This is a genomic window from Microbacterium sp. NPDC003461, from assembly GCF_053588335.1.
Map to the genome: position 1 here is coordinate 1 of NZ_JBSFPT010000037.1, position 21,829 is coordinate 21,829.

The following is a 21,829-nucleotide window of genomic DNA, read 5'->3' on the forward strand; positions in this document are numbered from 1 at the left end:
ACCGGGTAGAACGCCTCCAACGGGCGCTGCTGCCAGGCCAGGACCTCATCGGCGATCTCGTCGACGATGTTCGAGATCGTCTCGTGCGACAGCTCGGTGCCGACCGTCGAGGCGAGGTGGTGCTCGATGTCGCGGACGGTCATCCCGCCGGCGTAGAGCGAGACGATCATCTCGTCCAGCTGCGACAACCGCCGCGACCCGGTCGGAACCAGCCGGGGCGTGAACGACCCATCCCGATCCCGCGGGATCCGCAACTCGACATCACCGACGCTCGTGCCGACCGTCTTCGGGAACGACCCGTTGCGGGAGTTCGGGAACACGTGCGCCTCGGGGTCACCCTTCTCGTAGCCGACGTGATCGGTCAGCTCCGCCTGGAGCCCCCGCTCCAGGCCCCGCTTGATCAGCTGCTGAATGAACCCACCGTCGCCGTCGAGCTGGACCTCACCCGCGTCGATCCGCGCGAACAGGTCATCGAAGACGCCCGCTTCCTCGAGGCGCTTCGCGCCTTCTTCCTGAACCTTGCGGCGCGCTTCGCGCGCCTGCTTGTCGATCGCCAATGTGGTGCTTCCTTCCGTAAGGAGACCCACCCCTTACACACACCATTTGACAGGCTCCCACCCAGGCACTCACCGAGCGCTACGGCCACACAGCGCAGCAGGTGTGGGCCGCCCAGCGTACGTTCCCGGGCGGCCCAGTGAAGGTGCTCCTCACCGACGTCTCGGTCGGCCAGGTCACCAACATCGGGTTCGTCGATAGGACGTTCATCTACGCCAGCTACTTCATCGGTATCTACCAGACGCGGACCGGTGAAATCATCGGCCGCATCAGGATCAACAAACACTGGGGCGTGAGCCCCGGATGGCAGACCATCTCTTCGAACGCCCCTGCTGGCGTGTACAGGATGGTCACTCAGCTGGACTATGTACGGGTCGGTCCCGATGGCCAAAACCTCGACATCTCGCTGCCCGCCGAATGTCGGGCTGCCTTCCGGGTGACCGCTGGCTGACCCACACAAGATGCCCCCGTCCGGCTTGCCAGGGGCATGAAGTACGGCCGGGCGCTACACGAACTGCGCGACGCGACTGCGGCCGAGTCAGCCAGCCCCGAACAGCGAAACACCACCAGCAACTCGTGGCCGCGTTCGCCGCAGCCGTCGCTCGCAAGCTCTTCCGCCGAACGAGTGGCTGCGCATCTACCGGGCGCTGATCATGTCGCAGCCCGATCAACGTCGCGCGCAGTACGCCAAGCTGGTGGCGATGGCCGGCAAGCCACAGACGACCTCGCTCCTCCGCCCCAAGGTGCGCACCGAGTCATCTGTCGACACCGCGGGCAACGCCGTCGCGGGCCGACCTCGACACCTGATGTCGGACGCCGATGCCAACTTCCCGATCGGCTCCCTCGGTTCTCGGGAAGTGGAGGTGCTCGATCGCGAGCTGCTGCGGGACGCCTGGTACCGAAACCCGCCCCGCTGCGATGGCGCGCTCTCGATCGCGTACAAGGACTGCAAGACCGACAGGTCCTACGCGTACTCGACCTGACGCAGCAGGCCGTGAGAGCGGCGATCGACAACGCCACCACGGCGGCCGAGCTGTACCGGGGGCCGCTGGCCACCACCGCGGCTGGCCGCGTCCTGCTTGGCCCAGTCCATCAGTTCGAGCGCATCGTCAGGGAGACGGATCGAGACGGGCTTCTTCTGATCAGCGGCGGCCGCGGGGGTCGTCGCCGTCGCGGCGCAGGTAGCGCTCGAAGGCCTTGGCGATCGCGTCGCCCGACGCCTCGGGGGACTCGACCGTGTCGCGGTTCTCCTCGAGGTGGCGGATGTACTCGCTCATCTCCTCGTCGTCCGCGGCGGCGGCGTCGATGGACGCCTCCCACGCGGCGGCCTCCGTCTCGAGCGTGCCGCGGGGCACGTCGGCCCCGCTCAGCTCTGCCAGGCGCTCGAGCAGCGCGAGCGTGGCCTTGGGGGAGGGCGCGTGGCTCGCCACGTAGTGCGGCACGCTCGCCCACAGCGACACGGCGGGGATGCCCACCCGCTCGGCCGCGTCGGCGATCACGCCGATGATGCCGGTCGGGCCCTCGTACGCGCTGCGCTCCAGCTCGAGGGCCGTGCGCAGCGGCTCGTTCTCGCTCGTGACCGTCACGGCGATGGGGCGCGTGTGCGGCACGTCCGACATCATCGAGCCGAGGGTGACCAGGCCCGTGATGTCCTCGCGCAGCGCCACGTCGAGCAGCTCGCTCGTGAAGGCGCGCCAGGCGCGCGCGGGCTCGACGCCCGTGAGCAGCCACAGCTCCACCGGCGACGGGCGCGTCGGGCGGTGCAGCGTCGCTTCCGGCCACTTCAGCGAGCGGCCGCCCTCGCCGTCCGCCTGCATGATCGGGCGCGTGTACTGGTAGTCGAAGTACAGCTCCGGATCGACGGAGAACACCGGCTCGTAGGCGCCGGTGCGTCGCAGCTGCTCGATCGCATTGGTCGCGGCCTCGCCGGCGTCGTTCCATCCGTCGAACGCCGCCACGAGGATCCTGCCGCCAAGCGTGTTCTGCTCGCGTGCCGTCACCGGTCTCCCTTCCGCCGTTCTCTTCACCCTACGACCGGATGCGCGCCCGCGGGCTCTCCGCGCGGGCGGAGCGCGCAGGATGCGCCGGATAGGCTGAGTCGATGACTACGCCTCAGGCCGTGCTGTGGGACATGGACGGCACCCTCGTCGACTCCGAGCCGTACTGGATCGCCGCCGAGACGGAGTTGATCGCCTCGTACGGGGGCACCTGGACCCACGAGGACGCCCTGCAGGTGGTGGGCCTCGGGCTGCTCGACTCGGCCGGCATCATCCGCAGCCGCGGCGTCGACATGGAGCCGCAGGCGATCGTCGATCACCTCACGGCCGAGGTCATCCGCCGCACGCAGACCTCGGGCGTGCCGTTCCGCCCCGGCGCGCGCGAGCTGCTGCTCGGCCTGCGCGACGCGGGCGTCAAGACCGCGCTCGTCACGATGTCGCTGCACCGCATGGCGCGCGCGGTCGTCGATCTCATCGACTTCCCCGCGTTCGACCTCATCGTCGCCGGCGACGACGTGGAGCGCCCCAAGCCGTTCCCCGACCCCTACCTGCAGGCGGCGCGCGCCCTGGGCGTCGACATCCGCGACTGCGTCGCCCTCGAGGACTCGCCCAACGGGCTGCGCTCGGCCATCGCCTCCGGCGCCACGGCCCTCGGCGTCGAGAACCTGCTCTCGCTCGAGGGGCTCGGCGCCGCCGAGGTCTGGAAGGGGCTGGACGGGCGCGGCGTCGACGACCTCGCGGCCCTGCACGCCCGCCACCGCGCCTCCGAGGAGTCCGCCCGATGATCGACAAGCCCCGCGGCCCGTTCCGCTACGGCGACCGCGTGCAGCTGACGGGCCCCAAGGCCCGCATGCACACCATCACCCTGCGCGAGGGCGGCGAGCTGCACACCCACCACGGCGTGCTGAAGCACGCCCAGCTCGTCGGCCAGCCCGACGGCTCGGTGGTCGAGAACAGCGCGGGTCACGAGTACCTCGCGCTGCGCCCGCTGCTGCGCGACTTCGTCATGTCGATGCCGCGCGGCGCCGCCATCGTCTACCCGAAGGACGCCGCGCAGATCGTCGTGCAGGCCGACGTGTTCCCCGGCGCCGTCGTCGTGGAGGCCGGCGTCGGATCGGGCGCGCTGTCGCTGTCGCTGCTGCGCGCGATCGGTCCCGAGGGGCGCCTGATCTCCTTCGAGCGGCGCGCCGAGTTCGCCGAGGTCGCCACGGCGAACGTCGAGACGTTCTTCGGCGAGCTGCCGCCGCACTGGGAGGTGCGCGAGGGCGACCTGGCCGAGGAGCTGCCGCGCGCCGTCGAGCCGGGCAGCGTCGACCGCGTCGTGCTCGACATGCTCGCGCCGTGGGAGGTGCTGCCGGCCGTGGCCGATGCGCTCACGCCGGGCGGCGTGGTGATCTGCTATGTCGCCACCGCCACGCAGCTCTCGCGCACCGCCGAGTTCCTCCGCGGGCTCGGCGCGTTCACCGAGCCGGATGCGAACGAGACGATGGTGCGCGGCTGGCACGTGGACGGGCTCGCGGTGCGCCCCGACCACCGGATGGTCGCCCACACGGGGTTCCTCATCTCCGCCCGGCGGCTCGCCCCCGGCGCCGTGCCGCCCGAGGTGAAGCGACGCGCCTCCAAGCGCAGCTACTCGGACGAGGACCTCGAGATCTGGACGCCCGGCGGCGTCGGGGATCGCGAGATCACCGACAAGAACCTGCGCAAGCGCATCCGCGAGGCGGAGAAGGCGCGCGACGGCGCCCGCATCGCCGCGGCGGCGCGCGCGGCCGACGACGCCGAGGACTGAACGCGCGCCCGGCGTTCCCGCCCGCGACGGATTCGGGCGATCGGCCCGGCGCGCTTAGACTGCGATGCGTGCGTAAGACTCCCGCTGCCCTCATCGTGACCGCCCTGGCGGGCCTGAGCCTGGTGGCCTGCGCCCCGGCCGCCGGCCCGAACGCGGACGCCGACTGCACCCGCCCCGACCAGAACGAGGCGGTCGCGCACGCCATCGAGGTGACGGGCCGCGAGGGCGACATCCCCGAGATCTCGCTGAACCAGCCGTTCGACACCGATCGATCGATCTTCGCCGACGTGACCGAGGGCGACGGCCCCGCGATCGAGGACCTGGATCAGCCGGGCGTCGTCGACATGTCGCTGTTCTCGGCCGAGACCGGCGATCCCATCATCGGCACCTCGTACGAGGCCGACGCCGCGCCCACTCGCGTGGGCACGTGGCTGACGCAGTTCCCCGGCCTCGAGGACGCGCTCACGTGCGCGCCGGCCGGCACGCGCACGGTGGTCGCGCTCAGCGAGGACGACGTCGAGGACGCCACGCGCGCCCAGTACGCCATGCAGGGCTTCCCGGCCCAGGGCGGCGTCATCGCCGTCGTCGACGTACGCGACGTGTACCCGACCGCCGCGTGGGGCAGCCCGGTCTACAACGCCGAGGCGGGTGTGCCATCGGTGGTCCGCACCCCCGAGGGGCGTCCCGGCATCACGGTGCCCGACGCGCCCGCGCCGCAGGAGCTCGTCGTCCAGACGCTGCTGCAGGGCGACGGCGCCGAGATCGGCGCGGGCGACACCGCGATCGTGCAGTACACGGGCGTGACGTGGGACGACAAGAGCGTGTTCGACTCGTCGTGGGACAGCGGCGCGCTGCTGCGCGCGTCGGCCGACGGCATCATCCCCGGCTTCTGGCAGGCGCTCGAGGGGCAGAAGGTCGGCTCGCAGGTGCTCGCCGTCATCCCGCCCGAGCTCGGCTACGGCGAGCAGGGCAGCGGCGCCACGATCCCGCCGAACGCGACGCTCGTGTTCGTCATCGACATCGTCGGAGTCGAGCCGGCTTCCTGATCCGTCGCGAGTCGGCTCCGGTGCGGGGCTCGCGCCGACGCGGCGGCGTGGCGCGCTCCGCCCATAGGATGGGCGGGTGGCCGCCGCGATCCCCCCTGAAGAGCGACAGCTCAACCTCGTCGTCGCGCTCATGGCGACGGAGATCGGCCTGACCAAGCAGCAGATCCTCGACAACGTGTCGGGATACCGCCAGCGTCAGGGCGCCGCCTCGTCCGAGGCGCTCGAGAAGATGTTCGAGCGCGACAAGGAGGAGCTGCGACGCGTGGGCGTGCCGGTCGAGACGATCGGCGACGCGAGCGATCCGAACGACCTCCGCGAGGCCCGGTACCGCATCCCCAAGGCCGAGTACGACCTGCCGGAGGACCTCGCGTTCACCCCGGCCGAGCTGGCGGTGCTGAGCCTGGCGGGCAGCGTGTGGAGCGAGGGATCGCTATCGCAGGACGCCCAGCGCGGGCTGCGCAAGATCCGCGCCCTCGGGATCGACGTGGACGAACCGATCCTCGGCTTCGCGCCGCGCATGACGGCGCGCGAGGCGGCGTTCGGCCCGCTGCAGGAGGCGATCGACGAGTGCGTCGTCGTCGAGTTCGACTACCTGAAGCCGGGGGAGGAGCACCCGCGCCGGCGCCGGGTGCGTCCGCTCGCGCTCGTGGACTGGGAGGCGCGCTGGCACGTGTACTGCCACGACCTCGGCGCCGGCGGCGACCGCACGTTCCTGCTGAGCCGCATCGTGGGCGACGTCGTCGCGACGCGCGAGCGCTTCGATCCCGCCCTGCGCGAGGGCGCGGGCGAGCGCGCGCAGCGCGGGCTCGAGGAGGTCGCGGCGCGTCAGTCGGCGCTGCTCGAGGTCACGCCGGGCACCGAGGCGGCGCTGCGGCTGGGCCGGCGCGGCGAGCAGCAGGCGCAGGGCATCCGCGTGCCCTATGTCGACCGGCACATCCTGGCCGACGAGCTCGCCTCGTACGGGCCGGAGGTGCGGGTGGTCGAGCCCGCCGATCTGCGCGCGGCCGTGATCGAGCGGCTCCGCGCCGCCCGCGATCTGCACGCCGCGAGCGGGGAGGGGGCGGCATGAGCGGCCGGCGTCCCGCGCTCGTCTCGAGCGACCGCGTGCAGCTGCTGCTCACGCTCGTGCCGTACCTGCTCGAGCGGGGCGAGGTCTCGCTGGCCGAGGCGGCGGGGGAGTTCGGCGTGACGCCCGCGCAGATGCGGGCGATGGTCGAGAAGCTCACCGTCATCGGCCTGCCCGGATCGGACGAGTACTGGCAGATGCCGGGCGAAATGTTCGACATCGACTGGGATCTGCTCGACGAGCGGGATCGGATCGCCATCACGTACGCCCCGGCGCTGGATCGCGCGCCGCGCCTGACCTCGCGCGAGGCCGCCGCGCTGCTCGCCGGGCTCCGGCTCGCCAGCGCGATGCCGGGCGTTGCGGGGTCCGACGTCGTCACGGGGCTGATCGCCAAGCTCGCCGCCGGCGCCTCGGCGGCGCCGGCCGACGTCGTGATCGTGCCGCCGCGGGTCGACGAGGTCAGGGATGTCGTGGCGCGCGCGCTGCGGGACCGCGTGGCGGTGTCGTTCACGTACCGCGCCCCCGACGCGCCCGAGACGACGCGCACGGTCGATCCGGTCAAGGTGCTCATCTCCAACGGCCAGTGGTACCTGCAGGGCTGGTGCCACCTGCGCCGCGCCATGCGCACCTTCCACCTCGAGCGGGTGAGCGCCCCGCGTCTGACCGACATCCCCGCCGAGCACGCGCACGAGCCCGTACCGGAGCTGTTCGAGCCCGGCGCGGACGACGAGGTCGCGGTGATCCGCTTCCGCACCGAGCTGGCCCCGCTCGTGGGGGAGTACCTCGACCGCGCGGAGCGCGAGGACGGGGGCGGCGTCACGACCGCGCGCCTGCGCGTGGCCGACGCGCGCAGCCTGAAGCGGCTGGCGGCGCGGCGCGGCGGCGCGGTCGAGATCCTCGAACCGGCCGCCGCCCGGCGGGCCGCGGCGGAGTGGGCCGAAGCCGCCCTCGCGCTGTACGGCGAGGACTGACGACGCACGGGGCATTCGAGGACGTCCCCGGAGGCGCGCGAGTTACACTGGCCCTGCGTACACGCATCCCCCGACGTTCGGAGTGAACATGGGCAACATGGGCCCCTGGCAGATCCTGCTGATCCTGGCCGTCATCCTGCTGATCTTCGGTGCCGCGAGGCTCCCCGCGCTCGCGAAGAGCCTCGGCCAGTCGGCCCGCGTCTTCCGGGGAGAGATCAAGCAGATGAAGGACGACGGCACGCCGGCCGAGCCGTCCGCGTCGACCGTGCAGTCCAAGGCCGCCGAGCCGCAGCCCGGCTACACGGTGAACGGCGAGCCGGCGCAGAAGCTGCCCGGCGAAGAGCACAAGCAGTAGCGCGCGGTGGCCACGGCTGACGCAGACGTGACCATCGAGGAGGACGAGCCGCCCCACGAACGGCGGATGACCCTGGCGGGCCACCTGCTCGAGCTGCGGCGGCGGCTGATGATCGCCGCGATCGCGTTGCTCGCGGGCATGATCGCGGCGTTCTTCCTGACGGATCTCGTCATCCAGGGGCTGCTGTACCCGATCTCCGTCGTGAGCGAGAAGCTCGGCGACGACTTCACGCGCCTGGCCTACACGGGCATCACGAGCGCGTTCGACATGCGGCTGCGAATCTCGTTCGCGATCGGCCTCATCATCTCCGCGCCGGTGTGGCTGTGGCAGATCTGGGCGTTCATCATGCCCGGGCTCAAGAAGAAGGAGATCTGGTACACCGTCGGCTTCCTCGGCGCCGCCATCCCGCTCTTCTTCGGGGGCTGCTTCGTCGCGATCATGCTGCTGCCGAACATCATCCTCGTGATGAGCGAGTTCGTGCCGAACGAGGCCTTCGCGTCACAGTTCTACGAGTCGTCCGCCTACTACGACTTCGTCTTCAAGCTCATCACGATCGTCGGCGTCTCCTTCGTGCTGCCGGTGTTCCTCGTGGCGCTGAACCTCGCGGGCGTCGTGAGCGGCAAGACCATCGTGAAGGGCTGGCGCATCGCGCTCATCATCGCCCTCATCTTCGGGATGATGGCGTCGCCGCCCGCCGACATCGTCACGATGCTCGTGCTCGCCGCGATCCTGTTCGTGCTCTACCTGGCCGCCGGCATCATCTCGCTGCTGTTCGACCGCCGCAGGCGGAAGCAGAACCCCGACCTGTACGTCGAGGTCTAGCCGCATGAGGCATCCCGTCACGGCCGCGTTCGCGGCGAAGCAGCGCTTCGAGCTGGATCCCTTCCAGGTCGCCGGCTGCGAGGCGCTCGAGGAGGGGCGCAGCGTGCTCGTGGCCGCGCCGACGGGCGCCGGCAAGACGATCGTGGGCGAGTTCGCCGTGCACCTGGCGATGCAGACGCCGGGCGACAAGGCGTTCTACACGACGCCGATCAAGGCGCTGTCCAACCAGAAGTTCCGCGAGTTGCAGGACGTGTACGGCGAGGAGAACGTCGGCCTGCTCACCGGCGACGTCAACATCAACGGCGACGCCCGCGTCGTCGTGATGACGACCGAGGTGCTGCGCAACATGATCTACGCCGGCTCATCGTCGCTCACGGGCCTGCGGTACGTCGTGATGGACGAGGTGCACTACCTCGCCGACCGGTTCCGCGGCGCCGTGTGGGAGGAGGTCATCATCCACCTCCCCGAGAGCGTGCGGCTCGTGTCGCTGTCGGCCACGGTCTCGAACGCCGAGGAGTTCGGCGACTGGCTCGGCACGGTGCGCGGCGACACCGAGATCATCGTGTCGGAGACCCGCCCCGTGCCGCTCGAGCAGCACGTGCTCGTGCGCGGCGACCTGCTGCCGCTGTTCGACGAACGCGCCGATGCCGCGGCAGGCCGAGTGAACCGCCAGCTGCTGCGGATCGGCGGGGGCGGATCGGGCGCGTACGATCGCACGTTCGACGGGCGCCGGCGCGGCGGCCGCCGCGGCGGGCGGGGCGGGGCGGGACCGGGACCGCGGATGCCGCGGATCGACCGGCCCGACGTCATCCGGCTGCTGGAGCGGTCCAACCTGCTGCCCGCGATCTTCTTCATCTTCAGCCGCGCCGGGTGCGACGGGGCCGTGCAACAGGTGCGCCGCAGCGGCCTGCGCCTGACGACCGCGGACGAGCGGGCCGAGATCCGCCGGATCGTGGACGAGCGCACGGGCACGCTCGCCGAGGAGGACCTCGGCGTGCTGGGCTGGTGGGAGTGGCGCGACAGCCTCGAGCGCGGCGTCGCGGCGCACCACGCCGGACTGCTGCCGGCGTTCAAGGAGGTCGTGGAGGAGCTGTTCCAGCGCAAGTTGCTGAAGGCCGTCTTCGCCACCGAGACGCTCGCGCTCGGCATCAACATGCCCGCCCGCACGGTGGTGCTCGAGAAGCTCGAGAAGTTCAACGGCGAATCCCGCGTGCCCATCACGCCGGGGGAGTACACGCAGCTGACCGGCCGGGCCGGACGCCGCGGCATCGACGTCGAGGGCCACGCGGTCGTGCAGTGGACGGACCAGCTCGATCCGGAGGCCGTCGCGTCCCTCGCCTCGCGCCGCACGTATCCGCTCAACTCCTCGTTCCGGCCCACCTACAACATGGCCGTGAACCTCATCGACCAGTTCGGGCGGCGCCGGGCCCGCGCGATCCTCGAGTCGTCGTTCGCGCAGTTCCAGGCCGACCGCTCGGTCGTCGGCCTCGCGCGGCAGGTGAAGGACGCGGAGGGCTCGCTCGAGGGCTACGCGAAGGCGATGGCCTGCGATCGCGGCGACTTCGTCGAGTACTCCGGGATGCGCCGCGAGCTGGGCGACCTCGAGAAGGCACAGCGGCGCGACACCGGCGCCTCGCGCGCCCAGCGCGAGCAGCGCACGCAGCAGATCACCGCGCTGCGCAAGCGGATGACGCGGCACGCGTGCCACAAGTGCCCCGACCGCGAGCAGCACGCGCGCTGGGGCGAGCGGTACCAGAAGCTCAAGCGCGACACCGACCGCATCCGCAGGCAGATCGCCTCGCGCACCGGCACGGTCGCTCGGCGGTTCGACCGGATCATCGACGTGCTCGTCGAGCTGGACTACGTCGTGCTCGACGGCAACGAGGCCACGCTCACCGAGGCCGGCGCGCGCATGAAGCGGATCTACGGCGACCGCGACCTGCTCGTGGCCGAATCGCTGCGCGCCGGCATCTGGGAGGGCCTCGACGCCCCGGCGCTCGCGTCGCTGGCCTGCTGCCTCGTGTACGAGCCGCGCGGGCGCGAGGAGCTGGGCGGGCATCCGCTGCCGCGCGGTCCCTTCCGCGAGGCGCTCAGCCGCACGCAGGAGCTGTGGGCGCGGCTCGACGACCTGGAGCAGGATCACCGGCTGCCCGGCACGCAGGAGGTCGCGACGGGCCTGGCGCAGGCGATGCACATGTGGGCGCGCGGCCAGATGCTCGACCGCGTGCTCGGCGAGGCCGACATGGCGGCCGGCGACTTCGTGCGCTGGGCGAAGCAGACGATCGACCTGCTCGACCAGCTCTCCGGCACGGCCTCGGGCGACCTCGCCCGCACGGCCCGCCGCGCCCTCGACCAGGTGCGCCGCGGCATCGTCGCCTACTCCGCTCTGTAGCTTGCGGTGGTCGCTTCATCTCCGGCGCTTCGCGCCTCCGTTCAGCAACCGATGGTGGTCACACCCGTCGGTTGCTGAACGGAGCGGCGCAGCCGCGCAGATGAAGCGACCAGAGCAACCCGCCGCCCGTGCCGAAGCCCAGGGTCGCAGCCGTCGCTCGGCTCGGGTGGAATAGGCTTCTCCTCATGCCCGAACGCCGCCCGCCGCTGCCGCTGTGGGCGGCCGTCCCCGTCGCGGCGGCCGGCGGGCTCGCGCTCGATGCGAGCTTCCCGAGCGCCGGCATCTGGCCGCTCGCCTTCGTCGCCGTGGGCATCTCGCTCGTCACGCTCATCGGCCGCCGCGCCGGCGCGGCGTTCCTCGTCGGCCTCGCCTTCGCCGCCGCGTTCTACTACCCGCACGTCGACTGGGCGGCCGGATTCCTCGGCGCCAACGAGCTCGCGTGGGTCCCGTGGGTCGCGCTGGCCGGCGTCGAGAGCCTCTTCATGGCGCTCGGCGCGATCCTGCTCGCGCTCGCGTACCGCTGGACCGACGCCTGGGGCGGCTGGGCGCGGCTGATCGGCGTGCCCGCCCTCGTGGCCGGCCTGTGGACCGCGCGCGAGGTCGTGATGGGCTCGTGGCCGTACGGCGGCTTCGCGTGGGGCCGGATCGGCATGAGCATGTCGAGCGCGCCGCTCGCGCAGGTGGCGTCGTGGATCGGCGTGACGGGCCTGACCTTCCTCGTCGTGCTCTTCGCGGCGATGCTCATCGAGGTCGTGCGTGCGTCTGCGCGGGCGAGGAGCGGCGCGCAGGATCGCGCGACCCGCGCCCGCATCGCCGGAACCGCCGCCCCGGCGGGGGTCGTGCTCGCGATCCTGGCGCTCGTGCCGCAGTTCCCCACGAGCCCCGCCGGCACGATCCGCGTCGGCGCCGTGCAGGGCAACGGCCCCGCGGCGTACGTCGACGAGCGCGACTACCTCGACGTGCTGCGCGCGCAGCTTGCGGCCACACGCGAGCTCGAGGGCGAGGACCTCGACGTCATCCTCTGGCCGGAGGGCGGCGTCGACGCCGATCCCCGCGCGGAGCGGTCGGTCGCGCGCATCCTCGAGGACGTCGCCGACGACCACGGCGCGCCGCTGCTCATGAACGCGGCCAGCGCCGAGGGCGACGACGTGTACAACATGTCGATGCTGTGGACGGCCGACGGGCTCGACCAGACGCACTCCAAGCGCAACCCCGTGCCGTTCGGGGAATATGTGCCCGACCGTGCGTTCTACGAGGCGATCGTCCCGTCCCTCATCGGCATGATCGGGCGCGAGTACACCCCCGGCACGGATTCGCCCGTGTTCGACCTCGCCGGGACGGCGGCCGGCCTGGCCATCTGCTTCGACGTGATCGACGACTCCTTCATCCGCGAGGGGATCCGCGACGGGGCCCAGGTTTTCCTGTTCCAGACGAACAACGCCGACTTCCGCGGCACCGACGAGAACCTGCAGCAGCTCGCCTTTGCGCGCATGCGCGCGATCGAGACGGGGCGCAGCGTCGTGAACCTCTCGACCGTCGGCACGAGCCAGCTCATCGCGCCCGACGGCGCCACGCTCGCGCAGGTGGGCGTCGACGTGGCCGGCGTCATCGTCGCCGACGTCGAGCTGCGCGACGGGCTGACGGCGGGCGTGGTGCTGGGCCCGTGGGTCACGGGCCTGCTCACCGCCGGGTCGTTCCTCGCACTGCTCGTGCTCGGCGTCCTGCGCCGGCGGCGGCGCACCGGCGCGGGTGCCGGGGACGAGACCCCGTGACGTCCGGGGCTCGGGCGGCTACGCTGGCCCCATGTCGATGAGCGTGGTGCGGCCCCGTGGCGATCGAGTGCTCGTGGGCGTGTGCGGGCTGATCGCGCGCCGGTTCGGTCTGTCGTCGACGCTCGTGCGCGTGCTCGCCGTGATCGGGGTGCTCTTCTTCGGATGGACGATCCCGGTCTACATCGCGCTGTGGGTCGTCGTCCCGAGCGACTGACGCCGAGCGAGAGGAGCCGAGATGGCCGATCAGGATCAGGACGCGCAGTTCTGGTACAACTCCAAGACGGGCGAGGTGGAGCAGGGGCTCGTGTCGCCGGCCCCCGACCGCATCGGCCCGTTCGCCACGGCCGACGAGGCCGCGAGGGCCTACGAGATCCTCGCCGCGCGCTCGCGCAAGTGGGCCGAGGAGGAGGCCCGCGAGGACGACTGGGGCGCGGGGTCCGCCGCACCGTGAATCCGCCCGCCGACCACTAGGCTGGGATCTCCGGCGTCATCCCTTCGGAGAGGATTCGATGGACAAGCAGATGGACTTCGTCCTGCGCACGATCGAGGAGCGCGGCGTCAAGTTCGTGCGACTGTGGTTCACCGATGTGATCGGCACGCTCAAGTCGCTCGCGATCGCGCCCGCCGAGGTGGAGGGCGCCTTCACCGAGGGCATCGGGTTCGACGGCTCGGTGATCGAGGGCCTCACACGCTCGCACGAGTCCGACCTGCTGGCCCACCCCGACGCCTCGACGTTCCAGATCCTGCCGTGGCGCGGCACCGTCGATCCGACGGCCGCCATGTTCTGCGACCTCACGATGCCCGACGGCCAGCCCGCCGTCGCCGATCCGCGCAACGTGCTCAAGCGCACGCTCGCGAAGGCCGCCGAGGCCGGGTTCAGCTTCTACACGCACCCGGAGATCGAGTTCTACCTGCTGAAGTCGCGCACGTTCGGCACCGACGGGCCGGAGCCCGTGGACCACGCCGGGTACTTCGACAACGTGCCGGGCGGCACGGCCCACGACTTCCGCCGCAGCTCGGTGCGCATGCTCGAGGACCTCGGCATCTCGGTGGAGTACAGCCACCACGAGGGCGGGCCCGGTCAGAACGAGATCGACCTGCGCTACGCCGACGCGCTCGCGATGGCCGACAACATCATGACCTTCCGCACGGTCGTGAAGGAGGTCGCGATCGAGCAGGGCGTGCACGCCACGTTCATGCCGAAGCCGTTCGCCGCGCATCCCGGATCGGGCATGCACACGCACATGTCGCTCTTCGAGGGCGATGTGAACGCCTTCTACGAGGAGGGCGCCGAGTACCAGCTGTCGAAGGTGGGCCGGCACTTCGTCGCGGGTCTGCTGGCGCACGCCCGCGAGATCTCGGCGGTCACGAACCAGTTCGTGAACTCGTACAAGCGCCTGTGGGGCGGCGACGAGGCGCCCAGCTACGTCACGTGGGGTCACAACAACCGCTCGGCGCTCGTGCGCGTGCCGCGCTACAAGCCGGGCAAGAGCAGCTCGGCGCGCGTGGAGCACCGCGGCATCGACTCGGCCGCGAACCCCTACCTGTCGTACGCGCTCATGCTCGCCGCCGGCCTGAAGGGCATCGAGGACGAGTACGAGCTGCCCGCCGAGGCGGAGGAGAACGTCTGGGCCCTCAGCGACGCCGAGCGCCGCGCGCTGGGCTACCGCGCGTTGCCGCAGACGCTCGACGAGGCCGTCGCCGCCATGGAGGACAGCGAACTCGTCGCCGAGACGCTCGGCGAGCAGGTCTTCAGCTACGTGCTCGCGAACAAGCGGCGCGAGTTCGAGCAGTACCGCTCGCAGATCACGCCCTTCGAGCTGCGTCACCACCTCGACATCGTCTGATCGGCACGATGCCGAGGAACGCCGGGTCGCGCGCATGAGTTCGGGCAGCCGGGCCACCGCGCGCACCGGGCTCGTGCGCCTCGGGTTCGCGCGCGTCGACGAGGCCGAGGACCGCATCGCCGAGCTCGCCGAGGCCACCGGCCTGGAGCGCGCCGTGCTGCTCGACGGCGCGGGCGAGGCGGCCGACCCGGACGAGGCATTGGCGTGCCTCGTGCTCATCGCGCGGCGCCACGCCGAGGCGGTGGCCGGCGCGCTGCGCCCCGAGCGCGCGCGGCGCACGGCGTGGCGGCTGCTGGGCGCGTCGCGGGGCTTCGGCGAGTTCTACCTGCGGCGGCCCGAGCACCTCGCCGCGCTGGCGACGGCGGGGGAGCGGCTGCCGACGGCCGACGAGATGGGGCGCGCGCTGCGGGACGCCGTCGGCTCGGCGGAGGGGTTCGCCGAGACGTGCGACGAATCGGCGTGGGTCGCGCTGCGCGTGGCGTATCGCGCCCAGCTGGCGCGGATCGCGGCCTTCGATCTGCTTGCGCCCGCGCCCGTCGAGGTGCTCCCGGCCGTGTCCGCCGCGCTCGCGGACCTCGCCGGCGCGGCGCTCGAGGCCTCGCTCGCCGTCGCCCGCACGCGCGTGGCCACCGGCACGGGCGGGGCGGGCCTGTTTCCGCGCGAGGAGGTGGCCGACACGTGCCTGGCCGTGATCGGCATGGGCAAGGCCGGCGCGCGCGAGCTGAACTACGTCAGCGACGTCGACGTGATCTTCGTCGCCGGCCCGCGCGAGGGATCCGGCCTGGACGAGAGCCGCGCGGTCGACATCGCCACGCGCCTGGCCGTGCAGACGATGCGGGGCATCTCGGGCTTCGAGGCCGAGCCGCCGCTGTGGGAGGTCGACGCGAACCTGCGACCCGAGGGCAAGCAGGGCGCGCTCGTGCGCACGCTCGAGTCGCACGTGGCGTACTACGAGCGATGGGCGCAGAGCTGGGAGTTCCAGGCGCTGCTGAAGGCGCGCCCGCTCGCGGGCGACGCCGCGCTCGGCGAGGCGTACGTCGCGGCGCTGCGGCCGGCGGTGTGGCAGAGCGCGGCGCGCGAGAACTTCGTCGACGGCGTGCAGCGCATGCGCGAGCGCGTGACGGAGCACATCCCGCCCGACGACGTGCCGTACCAGCTCAAGCTCGGCCCCGGCGGGCTGCGCGACATCGAGTTCGCCGTGCAGCTGCTGCAGCTCGTGCACGGCCGCACCGACGAGGCGGTGCGCCAGCGCGGCACGCTCGAGGCGCTCGAGGCGCTGGCCGACGGTGGGTACATCGGCCGCGCCGACGCCGCGGCGTTCGACGACCACTACCGCCGGCTGCGGCTCATGGAGCACCGGCTGCAGCTGCAGGGCCTCAGCCGCACGCACCTCATGCCGCGCGACGACGACGGCGTGCGCGTGCTCGCGCGCGCCACGGGCCTCGCGGCCACCGGCTCCGGTCTGCGCGAGGCGTGGGAGCGCATCAAGCGCGAGGTGCGCGACATCCACCTGCGCATCTTCTACCGCCCGCTGCTGTCGGCCGTCGCCGCGCTGCCGAGCGACGAGGGCCAGCTCACCCCGCAGCAGGCGCACGACCGCCTCGCCGCCATCGGCTTCCACGATCCGGGCGGCGCGCTGCGGCACATCGAGGCGCTCACGAGCGGCATCAGCCGCAAGGCCACCATCACGCGGCATCTCATGCCCGTCATGCTGCGCCGCTTCGCCGAGGGGGTCGATCCCGACTACGGCCTCATCGCCTTCCGCCGGATCAGCGAGCGGCTGGGCACGTCGCCGTGGTTCCTGCGCATGCTGCGCGACTCGGCGGGAGCCGCCGACGCGCTGGCCAAGCTGCTGTCGGGGTCGAAGTACGTCGGAGAGCTCATGGAGTGGATCCCGGAGTCGGTCGCGTGGCTGGACGGCGGCGCGCAGCTGCGCCCGCGCGGCGGCGCCCAGCTCGCCGAGGAGGCGCGCGCGATCCAGTCCCGGCACGCCACGATGCAGGACGCCATGCGGGCGGTGCGCGCGCTGCGTCGTCGCGAGCTGCTGCGCGCGGCGATGGCGTCGATCCTGGGCGCCGTGACGATCAGCGAGCTCTCGGCGGCGCTGACGACGATCACGGAGGTCACGATCCAGGCGGCGCTGCGGGCCGTGCGCCGTGAGGTCGTGCCGCCCGAGGACGACGCGCTCGACATCGCGGTGATCGGCATGGGGCGCTTCGGCGGCGCCGAGATCGGCTTCGGGTCGGACGCCGACGTGCTGTACGTGTACCGGCCGCAGGGTGTGGATCCGCAGCGCGCGCAGCGCTACGCCGAGCGCATCGTCGCCGAGCTGCGCCAGCAGTCCGAGGATCACCGCGTGCCGCTCGAGCTCGACGCGGGCCTGCGGCCCGAGGGGCGCAACGGGCCCATCGTCCGCTCCCTCGACGCGTACCGGGAGTACTACCGCCGGTGGTCGCTCTCGTGGGAGGCGCAGGCGCTGCTGCGGGCGCGGGGGATCGCGGGATCGGCGAGCCTGATCGAGGCCTTCCTCGAGATGGCGGACGAGGTGCGATACCCGGGGGAGCTGGATCCGCAGGAGGTGCGGGAGATCCGGCGCATCAAGGCGCGCGTCGAGAACGAGCGACTGCCGCAGGGCGCCGATCCGCGCCGTCACCTCAAGCTCGGCCCCGGCGGGCTCAGCGACGTGGAATGGCTCGTGCAGGTGCTGCAGCTGCAGCACGCGCACGAGGTGCCGGGGCTGCGCACGACCTCGACGCTCGGCGCCCTCGCGGCGGCCGTGGACGCGGAGCTCGTGCCGGCCGAGCCCGCGCGACGCCTCGAGGAGGCGTGGCGGCTCGCGTCGCGGCTGCGCTCGGCCAACACGCTGCTCACGGGCCGCACGAGCGACGTCCTGCCGAGCGACCGGCGCGACCTCGACGGCATCGCCCGCATCCTGGAGTACCCGGCCGGCTCGGCCACGGCGCTGGAGGAGGACTGGCTGCGCACGTCGCGCCGCGCCCGCCGCGCCTTCGAGAACCTCTTCTACGGCTGATCGCGCGGAACACGACGCCGGCCCGCCGCGCCTCGGCGCACAGATCTCGCCGTTCCCCACACGATCCTGGCGCAATCGTGTGGGGGAAGGCCCGTCGCGTGCGAGAAGGCCCGGCCCCGCGGACGGCGGGACCGGGCCTTCTCGGCGTGGAACGGCGTCAGACGCCGTAGTACAGCTCGAACTCGAACGGGTGCGGACGCTGCTGCATCGGCAGGATCTCGTTCTCGTACTTGTACTCGATCCACGTGTCGATCAGCTCGTCGGTGAAGACGCCGCCGGCCGTGAGGAACTCGCGGTCCTTGTCGAGGGCCTCGAGCGAGTCGAGCAGCGAGTTCGGCACCTGCGGGATGCCCTTGGCCTCCTCGGCCGGCAGCTCGTAGAGGTCCTTGTCGATCGGCTCGTGCGGCTCGATGCGGTTCTTGATGCCGTCGATGCCGGCCATCAGCTGCGCCGCGAACGCGAGGTAGGGGTTGCCCGACGAGTCCGGCGCGCGGAACTCGATGCGCTTGGCCTTGGGGTTCGAGCCCGTGATCGGGATGCGGATCGCCGCCGAGCGGTTGCCCGCCGAGTAGACGAGGTTGACCGGCGCCTCGAAGCCCTTGACCAGGCGGTGGTAGCTGTTCAGCGTGGGGTTCGTGAACGCGAGCACCGCGTGGGCGTGCTTGAGCAGACCGCCGATGTACCAGCGCGCGACGTCCGAGAGCTGGGCGTAGCCCTTCTCGTCGTAGAACAGCGGCTTGCCGTCGGCCCACAGCGACTGGTGGGTGTGCATGCCCGATCCGTTGTCGCCGAAGAGCGGCTTCGGCATGAAGGTGGCGGTCTTGCCCCACTCCTCGGCCGTGTTCTTCACGATGTACTTGAACTTCAGGATGTCGTCCGCGGCGTGGACCATCGTGTCGAACTTGTAGTTGATCTCCGCCTGGCCGGCCGTGCCCACCTCGTGGTGCGAGCGCTCGACCTCGAGCCCGACCTCGATGAGCTTCAGCACGATGTCGTCGCGGATGTCGGCCTGCTTGTCGACGGGCGAGACGGGGAAGTAGCCGCCCTTGTGGGGCGTCTTGTTGCCGAGGTTGCCGCCCTCCTCCTCGCGGCCCGAGTTCCATGCCGCCTCCTCGGAGTCGACCGAGTAGAAGCTCTTGCCCGAGGTGACCTCGTAGCGCACGTCGTCGAAGATGAAGAACTCGGCCTCGGGGGCGAAGAACGCGGTGTCGGCGATGCCGGTGGAGGCGAGGTACTTCTCCGCCTTCTTGGCGACCTGGCGCGGGTCCTTCGAGTAGATCTCGCCGTTGCGCGGGTTGTAGATGTCGAACACCATCACGAGCGTCTTGGCCTCGCGGAACGGGTCGACGTAGCCGGTGGTGACGTCGGGGATGAGCTGCATGTCCGACTCGTTGATGTTCGCGAAGCCGCGGATCGAGGAGCCGTCGAAGAGCTGTCCGACCGTGAAGAACTCTTCGTCGACGGTCGAAGCCGGGATGTTGAAGTGCTGCTGGACACCGGGGAGGTCCGTGAAACGGATGTCGAGGAACTTGACGTCCTCGTCCTTGATGAACTTGAGCACCTCGGAGGAATCTTTGAACATTGAGGCTCCAGGTTGGGGATCTTCGGGTCGGACACCCTCCACGGGTGACCCCCCGACCGTATCCGGGCGGCATTGCTCGAGGGTGTCCCGAATGTTTCCGGGGTGTTACGCGGCGGCGGCCGGTCCGCCGGGTCCGGCGGTCGCTCAGATGGCCCGCCGTAGGCTGGAGGGGTGACCGACGCGCATGCCGACACCGACTATCCGGGCAGGGATCTGGGACTGCCGCGCACGGGACCGGGGAGCCTCGGATCGCTCGGCAGGCGGATCGGCGGGCTCGCGATCGACTGGGCGGCCGCCTACGTGATCGCCGCGACGTTCTTCGCCTCGGAGGCGCTGGCGATCCACCTCACGTTCATGGCGATCCACATCGTCTTCATCCCGACGATCGGCGGCAGCCCCGGCCACCGCATCTTCGGCCTGCGGGTGCAGCGGGCCACCGGCGGGTGGGCGGGGCTGTGGCGCCCGCTCGTGCGCACGGTGCTGCTGGGCCTGGTCATCCCCGCCGTCATCTGGCAGGACGGTCGTGGCCTGCACGACGGCGTGGCGGGAACGGCGCTCGTCCGCGCCTGACCCGGATCGCGCCGCGCGGCACGACGAAAGGGCCGCCCGAACCGCGATCGGCGGTGGGGCGGCCCTTCGGCGTGCGGCGAGGCTCAGCGCGGGCGCGGGGCGCGGGCGCGCATCGGGTCGATGCCCTTGGGGATCGGAAGCGACGACATCGTGCCGCCGAGCGACTCGAGGCGCTGCACGACGGCGCCCATCGTGGCGCGGTCGATGGCCTTGGGGAGCGCCTTGACGGTCTTGGCGAGGTCCTTGATCGGGATCTCGCCCTCGCCGTGGCCCACGTAGAACTCGTGCACGGGCACGCCGTGCGCGGCACGGGTGGCCTTCATCCGCTCGTCGCGGAACAGCTTCTTGAGGCGGCCGCGCGAACCCTCTCCGACGAGCACGATGCCGCCGCGACCCACGGCGCGGTACACGGCCTCCTGCGTCTTGGGGTTCACGCCCACCGGCATCTCGTCGGCGCGCCAGCGCCGGCCGAGCATGGTCGAGAGCACGTGGCCCGCGGCGCCGGGCATGCCGTCGATGCGGCGGTACATGACGACGGTCGACAGCCGCGTCATGAGGATCATCGACGCGAGCACGCCCAGCATGAGGCCGAAGATCGGCCACAGGATGAATCCCCACACGTTCGGCTGCAGGAGGAACGCGAGCAGCACGCCCAGGCCGGTGCCCGCGAGGACGATGCCCGCCAGCACCCAGGGCAGCCACGCGAACACCTCGCGCGTGAACGTGAAGAGCTGCCTGAGCTGAGAGAAGAATCCCGGGCGCTTCTCCGCCTCGGTACCGCGTGCTGCCATACCCTCCAGCCTACCGAGTGCCCGCGCCGTCCACGTGCTGCTCGGCTCGCTCACAGCGTGCCGGAAGGACCGATCGGTCCACGGATGCCGCCGCCGCGCCCCGAACCGGCGGCCTGCGCCGCACGCTGGAGGCATGACGTGGGAGCGGACCATCGACGGCGGCGAGGAGCACGGCGAGCTCGTCGGCGGCGCCTACCGCCCGATCCGGCGCCTCGCGCCCGGTGAGGCGCCCATCCCCGGCGAGCTCGCGGCCGTGGGGGACGACACCGTCGTGCTCGTCGATGTCGGGGAGCTCGCCGGGTGGGCGGGGTGGGCGCATGGCCGCTCGCAGCACGTGTGCGGCGTGACCGATGTCGTTCGGCGCACGCGCGGCCACGATGCCGTGCTGTCGCGGTGCGTGCTCCGGCTCGACGCCGCCCTGCGCGCGGCCCCGCCGCTGTCGGGCGGCGAGGCCGTGACCCTCGCCGTCAGCGTGCTGCGCGGCGCGGGGGAGGTGCGGCGCGCCCGCGGCGGCGAAGGGTCGCGCGGCGCGTGGTGGCTCACAGCCGAGGGACGGCCGGCTTTCGTTCCGGCGCTGCGCGACGCGGCGGACGGCGAGGACTGCGGCGCCGCGGCGGCGCGGATCGTGGAGGAGGCGGCCGCGGGCGTCCAGGACCGCATCGTGCGCAGGCTGCTGGACGAGGCGTGCGGGTGGCTCGACGATCCCGACGCGGCGGGGGATGCCGCTGAGGCGCTCGAGGAGCGGCTGTTCGAGGCCTGCGCGCCGCGGCCGCTCGGGCGCCTGCTCGAGCCGCCGGGCGACGATGAGGGCGAGCAGGTCGCCGTCGCGCCGGGCCGCGCCACCGACCGCCGGACGCGGCGCGAGCTGCGCGCGGCGCGCGGGGCGCGGCGGCGCGCGACGCGGGGCACGCGCGGCTCCGGGGGTGCCACCGCGCGCCTCGACCTGAGGGAGGCGATCGACGCGGCCCTGGCCGGGCGGGTGGCGGAGGGCGTGTCGGACGGCCTGGCCGAGGCCCGTCGGCGCCTCAGGGCCCTGCGCGATCGCCGGGGAGCGCCGTTCGTGCTCGGCGCCGTCGCCGCGGCGGCGGTCGTCGTCGGCGGGCTCCTGTGGCCGAGCGACGAGACGCCCGCGGCCGCCGGGCCCGGAGCGCAGGCCGCCGCGCGCGAGGGCGTGATCCCGGCCCTGGGGAGGTGACATGCGGCACTTCGCACGCGACGCGGGCCTGAGCTTGTTCTTCCTCGC

The 21,829-nt window shown here is 72.1% G+C and carries 21 protein-coding genes; 17 read left to right on the forward strand and 4 right to left on the reverse strand.

The features are described from left to right. On the reverse strand, positions 1-551 hold a 551-nt coding region (locus ACWDR7_RS11770; protein ID WP_449855101.1), incomplete at its 3' end, for a transposase. 143 nt (positions 552-694) lie between these two features. Here ACWDR7_RS11770 and ACWDR7_RS11775 point away from each other — a divergent pair. Then, a complete protein-coding gene (locus ACWDR7_RS11775; RefSeq protein WP_449855081.1) occupies positions 695-1,006 on the forward strand; it encodes a hypothetical protein in 312 nt (103 codons plus the stop codon). Between the two features lie 202 nt (positions 1,007-1,208). After that, the gene (locus tag ACWDR7_RS11780; protein ID WP_449855082.1) at positions 1,209-1,538 is read left to right on the forward strand and encodes a hypothetical protein; all 330 of its coding nucleotides are present in this window, start codon (positions 1,209-1,211) and stop codon (positions 1,536-1,538) included. 159 nt (positions 1,539-1,697) lie between these two features. On the opposite strand, the gene ACWDR7_RS11785 is transcribed toward ACWDR7_RS11780, so the two are convergent. Further along, positions 1,698-2,555, reverse strand: a complete 858-nt coding sequence (locus tag ACWDR7_RS11785; protein WP_449855083.1) for a PAC2 family protein — start codon at positions 2,553-2,555, stop codon at positions 1,698-1,700. Between the two features lie 101 nt (positions 2,556-2,656). Between ACWDR7_RS11785 and ACWDR7_RS11790 the strand changes: the two genes are divergently transcribed. From ACWDR7_RS11790 to ACWDR7_RS11850, 13 genes are all read left to right on the forward strand, one after another. Beyond that, positions 2,657-3,337: an HAD family hydrolase gene (locus ACWDR7_RS11790; protein WP_449855084.1), complete on the forward strand. Its 681-nt coding sequence runs from the start codon at positions 2,657-2,659 to the stop codon at positions 3,335-3,337. After that, on the forward strand, positions 3,334-4,341 hold the full coding sequence (locus ACWDR7_RS11795; protein ID WP_449855085.1) for a tRNA (adenine-N1)-methyltransferase: 1,008 nt from the start codon (positions 3,334-3,336) through the stop codon (positions 4,339-4,341). The genes ACWDR7_RS11790 and ACWDR7_RS11795 overlap by 4 nt, the downstream gene beginning before the upstream one ends. Before the next feature lie 68 nt (positions 4,342-4,409). Next, positions 4,410-5,387 carry an FKBP-type peptidyl-prolyl cis-trans isomerase gene (locus tag ACWDR7_RS11800; protein WP_449855086.1) on the forward strand — a complete coding sequence of 326 codons (978 nt, stop codon included), beginning with the start codon at positions 4,410-4,412 and terminating at the stop codon, positions 5,385-5,387. Between the two features lie 76 nt (positions 5,388-5,463). Next, positions 5,464-6,456, forward strand: coding sequence for a helix-turn-helix transcriptional regulator (locus tag ACWDR7_RS11805; RefSeq protein ID WP_449855087.1), 993 nt, complete (start codon positions 5,464-5,466; stop codon positions 6,454-6,456). Next, the gene (locus ACWDR7_RS11810) at positions 6,453-7,424 is read left to right on the forward strand and encodes a WYL domain-containing protein (protein ID WP_449855088.1); all 972 of its coding nucleotides are present in this window, start codon (positions 6,453-6,455) and stop codon (positions 7,422-7,424) included. The genes ACWDR7_RS11805 and ACWDR7_RS11810 overlap by 4 nt, the downstream gene beginning before the upstream one ends. Before the next feature lie 88 nt (positions 7,425-7,512). Continuing rightward, positions 7,513-7,779, forward strand: a complete 267-nt coding sequence (gene tatA / locus ACWDR7_RS11815) for a Sec-independent protein translocase subunit TatA (RefSeq protein WP_449855089.1) — start codon at positions 7,513-7,515, stop codon at positions 7,777-7,779. 6 nt (positions 7,780-7,785) lie between these two features. After that, a complete protein-coding gene (tatC, locus tag ACWDR7_RS11820; RefSeq protein ID WP_449855090.1) occupies positions 7,786-8,601 on the forward strand; it encodes a twin-arginine translocase subunit TatC in 816 nt (271 codons plus the stop codon). 4 nt (positions 8,602-8,605) lie between these two features. Beyond that, positions 8,606-10,993 carry a DEAD/DEAH box helicase gene (locus ACWDR7_RS11825; protein WP_449855091.1) on the forward strand — a complete coding sequence of 796 codons (2,388 nt, stop codon included), beginning with the start codon at positions 8,606-8,608 and terminating at the stop codon, positions 10,991-10,993. A 185-nt stretch (positions 10,994-11,178) separates the two neighbouring features. Next, positions 11,179-12,765 carry an apolipoprotein N-acyltransferase gene (gene lnt / locus ACWDR7_RS11830; RefSeq protein WP_449855092.1) on the forward strand — a complete coding sequence of 529 codons (1,587 nt, stop codon included), beginning with the start codon at positions 11,179-11,181 and terminating at the stop codon, positions 12,763-12,765. A 31-nt stretch (positions 12,766-12,796) separates the two neighbouring features. Further along, positions 12,797-12,979, forward strand: coding sequence for a PspC domain-containing protein (locus ACWDR7_RS11835; RefSeq protein WP_449855093.1), 183 nt, complete (start codon positions 12,797-12,799; stop codon positions 12,977-12,979). A gap of 21 nt (positions 12,980-13,000) precedes the next feature. Continuing rightward, positions 13,001-13,216, forward strand: a complete 216-nt coding sequence (locus ACWDR7_RS11840) for an SPOR domain-containing protein (RefSeq protein ID WP_449855094.1) — start codon at positions 13,001-13,003, stop codon at positions 13,214-13,216. A 58-nt stretch (positions 13,217-13,274) separates the two neighbouring features. Beyond that, positions 13,275-14,612, forward strand: a complete 1,338-nt coding sequence (locus ACWDR7_RS11845; RefSeq protein ID WP_449855095.1) for a glutamine synthetase family protein — start codon at positions 13,275-13,277, stop codon at positions 14,610-14,612. A gap of 34 nt (positions 14,613-14,646) precedes the next feature. Continuing rightward, positions 14,647-17,643 carry a bifunctional [glutamine synthetase] adenylyltransferase/[glutamine synthetase]-adenylyl-L-tyrosine phosphorylase gene (locus ACWDR7_RS11850; RefSeq protein ID WP_449855096.1) on the forward strand — a complete coding sequence of 999 codons (2,997 nt, stop codon included), beginning with the start codon at positions 14,647-14,649 and terminating at the stop codon, positions 17,641-17,643. A gap of 157 nt (positions 17,644-17,800) precedes the next feature. Here ACWDR7_RS11850 and glnA read toward each other — a convergent pair whose 3' ends face one another. After that, positions 17,801-19,225, reverse strand: coding sequence for a type I glutamate--ammonia ligase (gene glnA / locus ACWDR7_RS11855; RefSeq protein WP_449855097.1), 1,425 nt, complete (start codon positions 19,223-19,225; stop codon positions 17,801-17,803). 171 nt (positions 19,226-19,396) lie between these two features. Between glnA and ACWDR7_RS11860 the strand changes: the two genes are divergently transcribed. Further along, complete coding sequence (locus ACWDR7_RS11860; protein WP_449855098.1) at positions 19,397-19,795, forward strand: RDD family protein; 399 nt, start codon at positions 19,397-19,399, stop codon at positions 19,793-19,795. Between the two features lie 83 nt (positions 19,796-19,878). Here ACWDR7_RS11860 and ACWDR7_RS11865 read toward each other — a convergent pair whose 3' ends face one another. Continuing rightward, a complete protein-coding gene (locus ACWDR7_RS11865) occupies positions 19,879-20,586 on the reverse strand; it encodes a DUF4191 domain-containing protein (RefSeq protein ID WP_449855099.1) in 708 nt (235 codons plus the stop codon). Between the two features lie 133 nt (positions 20,587-20,719). On the opposite strand from ACWDR7_RS11865, the gene ACWDR7_RS11870 reads away from it, so the two are divergent. Beyond that, positions 20,720-21,781, forward strand: coding sequence for a hypothetical protein (locus ACWDR7_RS11870; protein ID WP_449855100.1), 1,062 nt, complete (start codon positions 20,720-20,722; stop codon positions 21,779-21,781). Positions 21,782-21,829: the final 48 nt, after the last annotated feature.